Raw genomic sequence first — 13,252 nt, forward strand, 5'->3', positions numbered from 1 at the left:
CTGGACGGCTGGGCAACCACGGCCCGCAGCCTGGCGGGCGTCCTGGGACGGCTGCGTCACGAGCCCGGGAGGGTGGCATGAGCACGAGCACGACTCCGACGGGATCCGAGGAGCGTACGGCACCGGAGGCACCCCAGTCGGCACCTGCGGTCCTCTCCGCCATCCCCACGCCCGGCCCGGGCGAGCCCGAAGTGCCCCGATACGCCCCGCAGTGGCTGCAGTTGAGGGAGCCGGCCGATGCCGCGGCGCGGGCGCACGACCTGCTCGACCCGCTGCGGATACGGCTCGCCAACCGGCCCGGGCGCAGCACCGACCTGGTCGTGCACGACCTGGGCTGCGGCACCGGTTCGATGGGCCGCTGGCTCGCCCCGCTGCTCGACGGCGCACAGCACTGGGTCCTGCACGACCGGGACCCCTACCTGCTGCACTTCGCCACGGTGGGAGCGCCCCGGGCAGCCGCCGACGGCAGCCGGGTAACCGTCACCACCCAGCGCGGCGACATCGGCCGGCTCACCCCCGACGCCCTGACCGGGGCCTCACTGGTGACCGCCTCCGCGCTGCTCGACGTCCTGACCGCCGAGGAGATCGACACGCTCGCCACGGCCGTCGTGGGCGCGGGCTGCCCGGCCCTGCTGACGCTCTCCGTCGTCGGCCAGGTGGAACTCACGCCCGCGCACCCCATGGACCAGGAGATCGGCGCCGCGTTCAACGCCCACCAGCGGCGCGGTGAACTCCTCGGCCCCGACTCGGTGAGCGCGGCCTGTGAGGTGTTCGACCGGCTGGGCGCGAGCGTACGGGTGCATCCGAGCCCCTGGCGGCTCGGCGCCGAGCAGGCGGAACTGACGCAGGAGTGGCTGCGCGGCTGGGTCGGTGCGGCCGTGGAACAGCGGCCGGAGCTTGCGGCCCGTGCGGATACGTATCTGCGCGACCGGCTGGCCGCGTGTGCGGCGGGCGAACTGCGAGTGGTGGTGCACCACAGCGACGTGCTCGTCCTGCCACGCCCGGCGGGAGGGGTGTCATGACCACAGGGACGGCCCCGGCACAGGCGCGGGAGGGAACACACATGGCTGCGGTGGGTGTGCAACTGCCGGAGGACACGGGCGCCCTGACGGCTGCGGACGATACGGCGGCGCGCGTGGGTGCGGATGCGGGTGCGGCCAAGGCCGTGCTTCGGGGCCCGCGCACGGACACCGCCCCTGCGGCGGCCGTCGTGCGCCCCGAGCCGGACGCCGCGCCGGCCGGCCGTCGCCGCCCCGTCTTGCGTGCCCTGCGCACGCACCTCGGCACGGTCGCCGGGGCCGTCATCCTCGGTGTGCTCCTGTGGCGCCTCGGTACCGGAGTCTTCCTCGACGGGCTGCGGCGCATCGACGTCCCGACCCTGCTCGCCGGACTCGGGATCGGCGTGCTGACCACCGTGTTCAGCGCCTGGCGCTGGTGCCGCGTGGCCCGCGCGCTCGACATCCGGCTGCCGCTCGGCGCAGCCGTCGCCGACTACTACCGCGCGCTGTTCCTCAACGCGGCGCTCCCCGGCGGAGTTCTCGGCGATGTGCACCGCGCGGTGCGGCACGGACAGAGCACGGGTGACGTCGGCCGTGGCGTACGCGCCGTGTTCCTGGAGCGGACCGCCGGACAGGTGGCCCTCGTGGCCGTCGGTGTGCCGGTGCTGCTCACGCTGCCCTCGCCGGTGCTGACCGAGGCCCGCCATTTCGCCGGTCTGCTGGCGCTCGCCGCGCTGGGTGCGGTCGCCATCGTGGCGGCGGTGCGGTTGGGCCGGGCGCCCCGCCCCTCCCGCCGGCGCCGCACCCTCGATGCCGCGCTCGCCGAGGCGCGGACGGCCCTGCTGAACCGCGGCAGCTGGCCGGCCGTCCTGTTCTCGTCCGTCGTCGTGCTCGCCGGGCATCTGCTGATGTTCCTGGTGGCCGCGCGCGTCGCCGGATCGCACGCCTCTGCGACCACGCTCCTGCCCCTGGCCCTGCTCGCCCTCATCGCCATGGGCCTGCCGCTGAACATCGGCGGCTGGGGCCCCCGGGAGGGTGTCACCGCATGGGCCTTCGGCGCGGCAGGCCTCGGTGCGGAGACGGGGTTGAGCGTCGCGGTCGTGTACGGCGTCCTCAGCTTCGTCGCGAGCCTGCCCGGGATCCTCGTACTCCTCGCCCGGTGGTACGAGGGCCTGCGGCAGCCGCGCACGAAGACGGACGCGAAGACGGACGTGATGACGGACGTGATGACGGACGCGATGACGGACGAACCCGCCCCCACCGCGAGCACGGGCCACACCCCCGAAACGGACGGGACGACGACCGAGGCCGCGGAAGAACCCGCCGCGACGCCGTCGAGGCCCGCGGCGCGGGGCCCGGAGCGCACCCCCCACGCGCTCCGTGCCTCCGTGCCGTACGCCTCCTACCCCCGGTCACCTCCCGCGCCGCGCGGACCGGCTCTGATGCGGCGTCACGACCGGTGCCAGCCTTCTGGACTGGCGATCCCCGGTACGCCGTCCAAGCCCTCGTCCGAGGCGACCAGGGAGAAATACGCCTCGAAGGAGTCGGCGAGCGCCGCAAGCAGTTGCTTCCCCTTCTCCGCGGAAGCGAGTGAAGGACGCCCGATGACACCGGATTCCGTATAGGCCGACATACCGAGGGTGAGCAGATGCCTTCGGTCGTCGGCGACGAAATCGGTGGTCTCGTAACCGGGCCTGACCAATTCGGGATGACAGTGCAGAAGAATGGAGGTCTCGATTTCCCCGGCATGCATGTCGCTGAGCAGCGAGGTGAGCACTCCGGCCCGCTCCCGGGCCGTCTCCCAGTCCTCCGGGGCCGGGAACAGCGCCATCCGCACACCGCTGCCCCCGGATTCCTGGACGACATTGCCGAGGACGTAATTCCCGCCGTGACCGTTCACCAGCACCAGGGCCTCCACGCCCGAGCGGCGGAGCGATTCGGCGATGTCCCGTACCACCGCATGGAGAGTGACGGAGGAGATGCTCACGGTGCCCGGCCACCCGGCGTGCTCGTGCGAGCAGGAGATCGTCACCGGAGGAAGGAGGTGAACCGGATACGCGGCGGCGACCTCGCGGGCGATCGAGCAGGCGACCAGCGTGTCGGTCGCCAGCGGAAGGTACGGACCGTGCTGTTCGAAACTGCCCACGGGAAGGACGGCGACCTGACGGTAGGGGCCGGCCGCCCGTGCCCGTACGTCGTGCGAGGTGTCCGACGGCAGCACACCGCCGGCAGTATCCGCAGTTCCCGAATCGCTCATGATTTCACGGCCTTTCGTCTCGTACCGCCTGCGCTTACCAAGATAGGAACAGATCATGACAGACATTGACGGCGTGCTCGGCGGGAATGCCCACCGCTCGGGAGGCCCCCGAGTCGTGAATGCCCCCACCGGGGTCACCCGAGTCGTGAACGCCCCATTGCCCACCAAGTACGGTGATTTCCAGGCCATCGGCTACCTCGACCACGACCGCGGTGACGAACAAGTGGCGCTGGTGTACGGCGACATCCAGGAAGAGGGGATGCTCGTCCGTCTGCATTCCGAGTGCCTGACCGGGGACGCCTTCGGGTCCACGCACTGCGAGTGCGGGCCCCAACTCTCCACCGCGCTGCGGGAGATCGTGGCCGAGGGGCGTGGCATCGTCGTCTACCTGCGCGGCCACGAGGGCCGCGGCATCGGCCTGCTCGGCAAGCTGCGCGCGATGAAGCTCCAGGCGGAAGGCCTGGACACGGTCGAGGCGAACCTCGCTCTCGGCCTCCCGGTGGACGCGCGCGACTACGGGGTCGCGGCGGAGATCCTGCACGACCTCGGTGTACGGTCCGTGCGCCTGCTCTCCAACAACCCGCGCAAGCGGGAGGCGCTGCTGCGCCACGGCATCAAGATCGACGAGCAGGTTTCGCTGCTGATACCGCCGTGCGAGAACAACATCACCTACCTGCGGACCAAGCGGGAGCGGCTCGACCACTACCTGCCGCATCTGGACGCGGTGGTGCACTCCTCGTGAGTGCGGCGGTGCACTGTTCATGAGCGGGGTGCGCGGCGGCCGGCCGGGGCCGGCGTCCGTACGATGCCGGCCGCCGCACCCGCGGCCCTCGGTGACGTGGGCCCGGTTCCCGGAAACAATCAAGGAATGACCGACGACGTCCTCCACCTCTCCGGCGACCGCATCCTGGAACTGCTGGACACCGACCTGGCGATCCACTCCCAGCGCGTCGCCTTCACCGCGCTCGGGGACGGAACCGCCGAACTCCCCGGCAAGATCATGCATCCCAGCCGCTACGACGACAGCGTCGTCTTCGCCTATGTCGCGCGCCTGTCCGCGGACACCGGGCCCGTGGCCAAGGTCGGCAGCGTGAACCCGGGCAACGCGACAGCCGGGCTGCCGACGATCCACGCGGTGATCAACGCCCTGGACCCGGTGACCGGGCGGCTGGTCGCCGTTCTGGACGGCACGGCGGTGACCACGCTGCGCACGGCCGCCGCCAGCGCCGTCGCCTTCGACGTCCTCGCCACCGCCGACAGCGCCGAACTCGGCCTCCTCGGCTCCGGCACCCAGGCGCTCGCCCATGCGCGAGCCGTCGCCCGGGTGCGTCCCCTGCGCTCCGTACGCATCTGGAGCCCGACCCCGGACCGGCGCGCCCGGGCCGCACACGTCCTCGCCGCCGAACTCGGTATCCCCGTCAAGGCCACGGACAGCGCGGAGGAGGCCGTGGCCGGGCTCCCCATGATCGCCGCCTGCACCCTCAGCCGCACGCCCGTCGTCCGAGGCGAATGGCTCGCGCCCGGCTGCACGGTCGTCAGCGTCGGCTCGTTCGAACCCACCCGCAGCGAGGTGGACGCGGAGGTCGTACGGCGGTCAGCGACGGTGGTCGTGGACGACCCGGACACGGCACGGGAGCACTCGGGGCCGGTCGTGGCCGCGCTGTGCGACCGGCTGCTGGCCGCGGACGACCTGGTACCCCTGGGCGGGGTGCTCACGGGCCGCCGGGAGGCGCGCACGAGCACCGACGACATCGTCCTGTACACCAGCGTCGGGCTCGGCGTCCAGGACGCGGCGGCGGCCTGGGCCGTGATCGACGCGGCCCGTGGACGGGAGCCCCGATGACCCCGCGTGCGAGCGTCGTGGTCATCGGCGGCGGGGTGATGGGGACGAGCACCGCCTACCATCTCGCCCGCGCGGGCGTCCCCGACGTCGTCCTGGTCGAGCGCGGGGAGCTCGCCTCCGGTTCCACCTCGCGGGCGGCCGGCGGCGTACGGGCGCAGTTCTCCGACGAACTCAACGTCCAGCTCGGGGCGCGGAGCCTGGAGGCGTTCGGGCGGTTCGCCGAGGAGCCCGGACAGGACATCGGGTTGCACCGGGTCGGCTATCTCTTCCTGCTGTCCACCCCTGAGGAGGTCGCCTCCTTCGAGGCCGGGGTGCGGCTGCAGAACTCCCTCGGCGTACCCAGCCGCATGATCGACGTGGCCGAGGCCAAGCGTCTGTCGCCGTTGATAACCCCTGATGGACTGCTGGCCGCCGCGTTCTCACCGGACGACGGGCACTGCACCCCCGAGTCCGTGGTGCACGGCTATGCCGCCGGGGCCCGTCGGCATGGCGCCAAGGTCCTGCGGCACTGCGCGGTCACCGGCATCGAACTGCACGGCGACACCATCACCGCTGTCATGACCGAGCGCGGCCGCATCGAGACCGACACGGTGATCTGCACGGCGGGCGCCTGGTCACGGGCCGTCGGCGCGATGGTGGGCGTGGACCTGCCGGTCCAGCCGCTGCGCCGGCAGATCGCCGTCACGGAGGCCGTGCCGGATCTGCCGCCCGCCCTGCCCATGACCATCGACTTCAGCAGCACCTTCTACTTCCACAGGGAGGGCCCGGGCCTCCTCGTCGGCATGTCCGACCCCGACGAGGAGCCCGGCTTCGCCACCGAGCCCCACGACCGCTGGATCCCACGTCTTTACGAGGCGATGGAACGCAGGGCGCCCGCCCTGCTCGACCTGCGCCGCACCGGCGGCTGGGCGGGCCTGTACGAGGTCACTCCGGACCACAACGCGCTGATCGGCGAGGCGAGTTCGCCCTCCCGCTTCCTGTACGCCACCGGCTTCTCCGGCCATGGTTTCCTGCAGGGGCCCGCCGTCGGCGAGGTCCTGAGGGATCTCTACCTGGGACGCGTACCCTTCGTCGACGTCAGCCCCCTGAGCGTCGGCCGGTTCGCCGCCGACGCACTGCGCCCGGAGGTCAACCGCGTATGACCGAGCTCCACCTGTGGCTCCGCCACGAGTCCCGAACGACCGAGCGGCGCACGCCGATCGTGCCGGCCGACGCCCGGCGGCTGGTCGAGAGCGGAGTGACCGTCACGGTCGAGGACTCACCGCAGCGGGTCTTCCCGGCCGAGGAGTACGAGGCGGTGGGCTGCCGCATCGCCGGGCCCGGCTCCTGGGTGACGGCGTCGCCGGACGCGGTGATCGTCGGACTCAAGGAACTCCCCGACGAGCCCATCGATCTGATTCACCGCCATATCTTCTTCGGTCACGCCTACAAGGGGCAGCCGGGCGCCGAGACCCTGCTGCGCCGCTTCCTCGCGGGCGGTGGAACGCTGCTCGACCTGGAATACCTGGTGGACGACACGGGGCGCAGGCTCGCCGCGTTCGGCTACTGGGCCGGATACCTGGGCGCAGCCCTCGCCCTGCTCCACCACCGTGGCCGGCTGACCGCGCCACTGCGGCCGACGTCCAAGGAGGAGCTGGACGAACAGCTCCGCGCGGCGGCGGGCGAGGCGCGGGCACTGGTGATCGGTGCGCTGGGGCGCAGCGGACGCGGTGCGCGGGTCGCGCTGGGCGTGGCCGGCGTCGACCCCACATGCTGGGACCTGGCCGAGACCCGCGAACTGGACCGGCCGGCCCTGCTGGCCCACGAGCTGATGGTCAACACCGTGCTCACCACGCGCCCGGTGCCGCCGTTCCTGACGGACAAGGACCTCGACGACCCCAGCCGACGGCTGCGCACCGTGTGCGATGTGACGGTCGACGTGGGATCGCCCCTGAACCTCCTGCCGTTCTACGACACCGCGAGCGACTGGGACCATCCGGTCCGCCGACTGCGCGAGGAGCCCGTCCTCGATCTGATCGCCATCGACAACCTGCCCTCCCTGCTGCCGCTGGAGGCGAGCTGCGACTTCTCGGCGGCGCTGACTCCGTTGCTGCCGGACTTCGAGGTCGGCGGCCCCTGGGGCCGCTGCCGGGAACGGTTCGACGAGGCGGTCCGTGAACTCCGCGCGGGGGAAAGGAAGTAGAACCATGTCCGAGACCACGAAACAGTCCACGCCGGTCCCGGCGAGCGGTACGGTCCACTGGGTCGGCGCGGGCCTGTCCACGGGCAGCGGGCTTGCCGTGCTCTGCGACACCGCGGACCGGGTCCGCCTGTGGCACCGGACCGAGGAGCGCGCCGCGCGGTCCCTGGCCGGGCTCGGCCTGACGGGCCGGGCCGAACCGCGCGCGTTCACCCTGCCGGCGCTCGCGGCGGAGGTGGCTCCGGGCGACGTGGTCGTCTCCATGCTCCCGGCACCCGAACACGCGGCCCTGCTCGGCGTGTGCGTCGAGCGGCGTGCCCACTTCGCCTGCTCCAGCTATGTGTCGGACGCCGTCCTGGACCTGGTGCCGGCGGGTGGCCAGGCGGGTGTCGTGGTGCTGACCGAGGCGGGCCTGGACCCCGGCATCGACCACCTCTTCGCGCAGGGACTGATCGCCCGGGCGAAGAAGGCGATCGGCGCCGGGACGGCCGCGGAGGTGAGCCTCACCTCGTACTGCGGCGGCATCCCCGCGATCCCGAACGACTTCAGGTACCGCTTCAGCTGGGCGCCCCTCGGAGTACTCAACGCCCTGCGCTCACCGGCGCGTTACATCGAGGACGGCGCCGAGACGACGGTGGCCCGCCCCTGGGAGGCGACCCGCCCCCACGTCATCGAGGGCGAGACCTTCGAGGTCTACCCCAACCGTGACAGCGTCCCCTTCGTCGACCAGTACGGACTGCCGCCCGCCTGGAAGCCGGGAACCTTCGTGCGCGGCACCCTCCGCCTCGACGGCTGGCTGCGCGCCTGGGACCGGGTCTTCGAGGAACTGAAGGGGGGCGACGACGCGCGCATCGCAGCCCTGGCAGCCGAGTTGGCGGCGACGTACCCGACGACGGACGAGGACCGCGACCGCGTGGTCCTGGCCGTGACCCTGGACGTACGGGCCGACTCGGGCGAGACGTGGTCGGGCCGCTGCCTGCTGGACCTCGAGGGCACCAAGGAGGAGAGCGCGATGGCCCGTTGCGTCTCCCGCCCTCTGGCCCTCGGCGTCCGGTATGTCCTTGCGGGCTCCCTGCCGGCGGGACTCAACCGGGCGGCCGGGACGGCGGAGCGGTCCGGACAGTGGCTGCGGGAACTGGCCGAGGAAGGGCTGGAGTTCACGGTGCTGCCGTGAATCCGGGAGCTCGCCGTTCAGCCTCCCACCGCTTCGTGCACGAGCCGCTTCAGCTCCGGGTAGACCGTGTGCGAGCCCATGGGGCGGAGCTGGGTCAGGAACTGGACGGTCAGATCGTGGTGCGGGTCCACCCAGAACGTCGTGGTGGCCACCCCGCTCCAGCCGAACGAGCCCAGGACCGCGGGCGACCGGGTCAGTTCGGGGTCCGTGACGACGGAGACGCCGAGGCCGAAACCGAGGCCCGCCTTGCCGGGCTCCCGGTGGACCCGGCTGCCGTAGGAGCGCAGGTCGGCGTCGCCCGGAAGGTGGTTCGAGGCCATCGTGGCGATCGTGTCGGCGCTCAGCAGCCGGGTGCCGTCCAGTTCGCCACGGCGGCGCAGGAACTCCATGAAGCGGTGGTAGTCGTACGCCGTCGCCACCATGCCGCCGCTGCCGGAAAGGAGCCGGGGCCGGCCGTGCAGGGGCAGACCGGGGACCGGGGTGATGCCGCCGTCCTCCGTCTCGCCGTACAGCTCCGCCAGCCGGGGCGCCTGCTCCTGCGTCAGGGACAGGCCCGCGTCCTTCATGCCCAGCGGGGCGAAGATCCGTTCGGCGAGGAAGTCGTCCAGGTCCAGGCCCGACACCACCTCGACGAGCCGGCCCAGGACGTTGGTCGCCACCGAGTAGTTCCACTGTGTGCCCGGCTCGAACTGGAGCGGGAGCCGCGCATACGCCTCGCATGTCTGCGCAAGGTCCGTGCCGGGTACCACGGAGGAGTCGATGCCCGCCTCCCGGTACAGGGCGTCGACGGGGTGCGAACGGTAGAAGCCGAACGTCAGCCCCGCCGTGTGGGTGAGCAGATGGCGGACCAGAATCGGCTGCTCGGCAGGGCGGGTCCGGATGTCCGGGCCCGAGCCGTCGACGTACACCTGCGGATCGGCGTAGGCCGGCAGGAACTCGGCGACGGGCGTGTCGAGCCCGAAGCGGCCCTCCTCCAGCAGGATCAGCGCGGCGACCGACGTGACCGGTTTCGTCATCGAGTACATCCGCCACAATGTGTCGGTCTCGACCGGGAGGTGCGCCTGCACGTCGCGGTGCCCGTACGTGGTGAGGTGGGCGACACGGCCGTGCCGGGAGACGGCCACCAGGTAGCCGGGCAGCCGGCCGTCGTCGACCTGGTGCGCGAAGTGCTGGTCGAGGCGGGCCAGCGCCTTCGGGTCGAGGCCGACCTCGTCCGGCTCCACCTCTTGCCGCAGGTGTCCCATCGTTCTCCTCCGGTCTCTCCCGGCGTCGTCCCGGGTCTTCCGGGTCTTCGGGTCCAACATTTCATGGTCCGCTACGGAACCGGGGCCGATCCCTCCACGGGCGGGGGTCCCCCCTGGTCGAGCGAAGTCGAGACCTTGGGAGAGGCCCGCGTTCCGGACCGGCCGGGCAGGCGGAGGGCCAGCGGCGTGCCGAGCAGGGACACGCCGGCGAGCACCACGAGCGTGGGTCCGGGCGCCGCGTCCGTGCCGGTCATCAGCGTGCTCGCGGCGGCGACGCCCACCGTGGGCCCGACGTTCAGCGCGGTCTGCTGCAGCCCGCCGGCCACCCCGGCCGATGCGACGGGCACCTGTCGTACGACGACGGCGGTCGCTGTCACCATCACCATGCCGAAACCGGCGCCCACCAGTAGGAATCCCATTCCCGCCGGGACGGCCGACGACGCCTCTTCCAGCCGGGACAGTACGAGGACTCCGAGGGCGAGCAGCAGCATGGCCGCCCCGGCCGTACGGCGCGGACCGAACCGGCGCATGAGGACGGCCGTCACCGGCGCGCCCAACACCATCGCCACGGGCCCCGGCAGGGCCCGCAGCGCCGTCTGCAACGGGTCGAGACGGAGCACCTCCTGAAGCAGGTAACTGCTCGCGAACAGCGCGCCCAGCATCGTCACCGACGCGGCCACGAGCAGACCGAGCGCCGGGCCGACGCCCGTCGAGCCGAGCACGCCCGCCGGCACCAACGGGCTCGCGGTGCGGCGCTCGTGCCGGACGAACCCCCAGCCTGCCGCCGCTGCCCCGAGCAGAGCCGGCACGGCATCGGCCGGCCGGCCGGAGTCCGGGATGCCGACGAGGGCGTACACCAGGCACACCAGGGCCACCGCGAGCAGACCCGCACCCGGGAGGTCCAGCGGTGTGCGGGACGGGGGCGTGCGCTCCGGACCGCGTACGACCGCCGCCAGGCCGCCCATGACCAGCGCGGGCGCCACGTTGAGGAAGAAGACGGCCCGCCAGCCGAAGGGCGTGACCAGCGCCCCGCCCACCAGCGGACCGGCCGCGGCGGCCGCACCGATCGCGCTGGTGCGCAGGGCGATCGGCATCCCCAGCCGTTCCGGCGGGTAGGCGGCCCGCAGCATGCCGAGCGTCGCCGGCTGCAGCAGGGCACCGAAGACGCCCTGGACCACCCGTAGTCCGATCACCCAGCCGATGCCGGGCGCCACCCCGATCCCGGCGGAGGCCGCGCCGAAGCCCACCATGCCCAGGGCGAAGATCCGCCGGTGGCCGTGGCGGTCGCCGAGGCGGCCGGCGAAGACCAGCAGGCTTGCCACCGCGATGAGATAGCCGGTGCTCGTCCACTGCACCTGGGCGAATGAGGCGTGCAGATCGCGTCGCAGGGTGGGCTGCGCGACGGTGAGCACCGTGCCGTCCAGGGCGACGATCACAGCGCCGACCACGCTGCTCGCGAGCGTGAGACCGTGGTGCGCCCTCACCGGTCGGCCGGCCCGAGGTGCGCGTCGAGCGCCGTGTGCAGCAGGGGTACGAAGTCGTCGGCGCCCGTGGTGAGTTGGAGGCTTCCCCAGGTCCACAGCTGGGCGATGCCGTGCAGGTTCGCCAGCAGGGAGCCCGCGACGAGCGCCGCGTCGGCATCCGGGCGGGTCCGGCCGACCAGGTCCACCAGCAGGGAGAACAGCGGAAGGCTGGTCCCGCGCAGGCCCAGATGACCGCTCTCCAGCAGATCATGACGGAACATCAGCTCGTGCATTCCGCGGTGGGTCAGTGCGAAGTCCAGATAGGCGTGCCCCAACGCCGTCAGCTGGTCCCGGGGGCTCGCTGTGCCGTCGCCGACCGCCTCGGCCGCCCGCGCCGCCAGGTCGCCGAAGCCGCGGCGCGCGATGGCCGACAGCAGCTCCAGATGGGTGGGGAAGTAGCGGCGCGGGGCGCCGTGCGAGACCCCCGCCCGTCGGGCGATCTCCCGCAGGGTCAGCGCCTGTACGCCCTCCGTGTTCACCAGGTCGACGCCGACATCGACCAGTCGGGCTCGCAGCCCGGTCTCCGGATCACTCATAGACACTGTCTACCACCCGGGAGTAGACAGTGTCTACAGATGATGTGGACGACGTCTGCCCGGGAATGCGGGGCTCGGGCGGCCGAGTTGACCCAGGTATGACTCAGGACGCCACGCAGAACGCTCTGCTCGCACTGCTCTCCGAGGTCCACGGCGGGGTGCTGGTCACCCTCAAACGCGACGGCCGGCCTCAGCTGTCGAACGTCAGCCACGCCTACGACCCGGACGAGCAGATCATCCGGGTCTCGATCACGGACGACCGCGCCAAGACCCGCAATCTGCGCCGGGACCCGAGGGCCTCGTACCACGTGACCGGCCCCGACCGGCGCGCGTACACGGTCGCCGAGGGTACGGCCGACCTCTCGCCGGTCGCGCAGGATCCGTACGACGAGACGGTCGGGGAACTCGTCCGGCTCTACCGTGACGTCCTCGGCGAGCACCCCGACTGGGACGACTTCCGCGCCGCGATGGTCCGCGACCGGCGCCTGGTACTGCGGCTGCATGTCGAGCGGGCGTACGGCATTCCCAAGGGCGCCAACAGAGGCTAGGTGTATGGACCCGTGGGAACAGCCGCGCCGGTCACTATGCCTGGTCCGGAAGACCGGCGGTGGTGCGCGCCTCGATGGCGCGCAGGACGGCCACCATGTCCTCGCCGCCGTACCCCAGTGTCACCGTCTCCTCGAAGAGGGTGTGGCAGACGTCGAGAAGCGGGGACGCGAGGCCCTCCTTGCGGGCGGCCTCCGCGATCAGCCGGTTGTTCTTCAGGACGTCCAGGGCCGCCGCCTGCACCGTGAAGTCGCGGGAGTGCAGCTTGGGCGCCTTCATCCGGGAGACTCCGCTGGCCATCGGGCCCGCGTCCAGGACGTCCAGGAAGAGCTGCCGGTCGAGTCCGTGCCGTTCCGCGAAGTGGTACGCCTCCGAGAGCCCGGTCACCAGGGTGATCAGGAACAGGTTGACCGAGAGCTTCATCAGCAGGGCGCTCGGAGCGGGGCCGCAGACGAACATCTCGCGGCACATCGGGGTGAGCAGCGGCCGCACGAGGCCGACCGTCGCGTCGTCTCCGGCCAGCATGGCCACCAACTGGCCGTTCTCCGCGGGGACCCGGGATCCCGAGACGGGCGCTTCGACATACCTCCCGCCCGCCGCGAGAACGTCGGCCTGAAGGCCGTGCGAGTAGCCGGGCGAGGTCGTGCCCATGTGGACGACGACGCGTCCGGCGACGCGCGCGGCGAAGTCCGGGGTGCCGCGGCTGAGGGTGGAGTCGATCGCGCCGTCGTCGGCCAGCATGAGGATCACGACGTCCGCGCGCGCGAACACCTCGGCGGGGTCCGCCGCCACCTTGGCGCCGGCCGCGCGCAGCGGCTCCGTGCGGGCGGCTGTGCGGTTCCAGACCACCAGCGGCGTACCGGACCGGACCAGCTGGAGCGCCATGGGCTGCCCCATGACGCCGAGACCGATGAAACCGACGTCCACCATGGACCGCCTTCCCTGCGAGGCG

At 72.2% G+C, this 13,252-nt stretch carries 12 protein-coding genes and 1 pseudogene; 8 read left to right on the forward strand and 5 right to left on the reverse strand.

Annotated elements, in window-relative coordinates; genetic code table 11:
- Window positions 1-77: 77 nt before the first annotated feature.
- Together ABT186_RS07925 and ABT186_RS07930 are read left to right on the forward strand one after the other, a co-directional pair.
- Window positions 78-1,022 carry a class I SAM-dependent methyltransferase gene (locus ABT186_RS07925; RefSeq protein WP_351924119.1) on the forward strand — a complete coding sequence of 315 codons (945 nt, stop codon included), beginning with the start codon at window positions 78-80 and terminating at the stop codon, window positions 1,020-1,022.
- A gap of 41 nt (window positions 1,023-1,063) precedes the next feature.
- Window positions 1,064-2,077, forward strand: a pseudogene (locus ABT186_RS07930) (lysylphosphatidylglycerol synthase transmembrane domain-containing protein); the annotation flags it as partial.
- Window positions 2,078-2,448: 371 nt separating this feature from the next.
- On the opposite strand, the gene ABT186_RS07935 reads toward ABT186_RS07930, so the two are convergent.
- The gene (locus ABT186_RS07935; RefSeq protein ID WP_351924123.1) at window positions 2,449-3,255 is read right to left on the reverse strand and encodes a creatininase family protein; all 807 of its coding nucleotides are present in this window, start codon (window positions 3,253-3,255) and stop codon (window positions 2,449-2,451) included.
- 55 nt (window positions 3,256-3,310) lie between these two features.
- Between ABT186_RS07935 and ribA the strand changes: the two genes are divergently transcribed.
- The 5 genes from ribA (at window position 3,311) to ABT186_RS07960 (ending at window position 8,451) form a co-directional block, all read left to right on the forward strand.
- A complete protein-coding gene (gene ribA / locus ABT186_RS07940; RefSeq protein WP_351222998.1) occupies window positions 3,311-3,997 on the forward strand; it encodes a GTP cyclohydrolase II in 687 nt (228 codons plus the stop codon).
- 126 nt (window positions 3,998-4,123) lie between these two features.
- The gene (locus ABT186_RS07945) at window positions 4,124-5,098 is read left to right on the forward strand and encodes an ornithine cyclodeaminase family protein (protein WP_351222996.1); all 975 of its coding nucleotides are present in this window, start codon (window positions 4,124-4,126) and stop codon (window positions 5,096-5,098) included.
- Window positions 5,095-6,240 carry an NAD(P)/FAD-dependent oxidoreductase gene (locus ABT186_RS07950; protein ID WP_351222994.1) on the forward strand — a complete coding sequence of 382 codons (1,146 nt, stop codon included), beginning with the start codon at window positions 5,095-5,097 and terminating at the stop codon, window positions 6,238-6,240. Before ABT186_RS07945 ends, ABT186_RS07950 begins: the two co-directional genes overlap by 4 nt.
- Window positions 6,237-7,280: a saccharopine dehydrogenase gene (locus ABT186_RS07955; RefSeq protein ID WP_351924125.1), complete on the forward strand. Its 1,044-nt coding sequence runs from the start codon at window positions 6,237-6,239 to the stop codon at window positions 7,278-7,280. Before ABT186_RS07950 ends, ABT186_RS07955 begins: the two co-directional genes overlap by 4 nt.
- A gap of 4 nt (window positions 7,281-7,284) precedes the next feature.
- Complete coding sequence (locus tag ABT186_RS07960) at window positions 7,285-8,451, forward strand: saccharopine dehydrogenase family protein (RefSeq protein ID WP_351222990.1); 1,167 nt, start codon at window positions 7,285-7,287, stop codon at window positions 8,449-8,451.
- A 17-nt stretch (window positions 8,452-8,468) separates the two neighbouring features.
- On the opposite strand, the gene ABT186_RS07965 is transcribed toward ABT186_RS07960, so the two are convergent.
- From ABT186_RS07965 to ABT186_RS07975, 3 genes are all read right to left on the reverse strand, one after another.
- Window positions 8,469-9,695: a serine hydrolase domain-containing protein gene (locus ABT186_RS07965; RefSeq protein ID WP_351222988.1), complete on the reverse strand. Its 1,227-nt coding sequence runs from the start codon at window positions 9,693-9,695 to the stop codon at window positions 8,469-8,471.
- Window positions 9,696-9,766: 71 nt separating this feature from the next.
- Window positions 9,767-11,179, reverse strand: coding sequence for an MFS transporter (locus tag ABT186_RS07970; RefSeq protein WP_351924127.1), 1,413 nt, complete (start codon window positions 11,177-11,179; stop codon window positions 9,767-9,769).
- Window positions 11,176-11,754 (reverse strand): TetR/AcrR family transcriptional regulator, encoded by a 579-nt coding sequence (locus tag ABT186_RS07975; RefSeq protein WP_351924129.1) that lies wholly within the window; start codon window positions 11,752-11,754, stop codon window positions 11,176-11,178. The genes ABT186_RS07970 and ABT186_RS07975 overlap by 4 nt, the downstream gene beginning before the upstream one ends.
- A 98-nt stretch (window positions 11,755-11,852) precedes the next feature.
- Between ABT186_RS07975 and ABT186_RS07980 the strand changes: the two genes are divergently transcribed.
- Window positions 11,853-12,302, forward strand: coding sequence for a PPOX class F420-dependent oxidoreductase (locus ABT186_RS07980; protein WP_351222982.1), 450 nt, complete (start codon window positions 11,853-11,855; stop codon window positions 12,300-12,302).
- 34 nt (window positions 12,303-12,336) lie between these two features.
- Here the strand turns inward: ABT186_RS07980 and ABT186_RS07985 are convergent, their stop codons facing one another.
- Window positions 12,337-13,227 (reverse strand): NAD(P)-dependent oxidoreductase, encoded by an 891-nt coding sequence (locus ABT186_RS07985; protein ID WP_351223010.1) that lies wholly within the window; start codon window positions 13,225-13,227, stop codon window positions 12,337-12,339.
- Window positions 13,228-13,252 lie beyond the last annotated feature (25 nt).

It is taken from the genome of Streptomyces sp. NPDC001634, assembly GCF_040298185.1.
Taxonomy (GTDB): Bacteria; Actinomycetota; Actinomycetes; order Streptomycetales; family Streptomycetaceae; genus Streptomyces.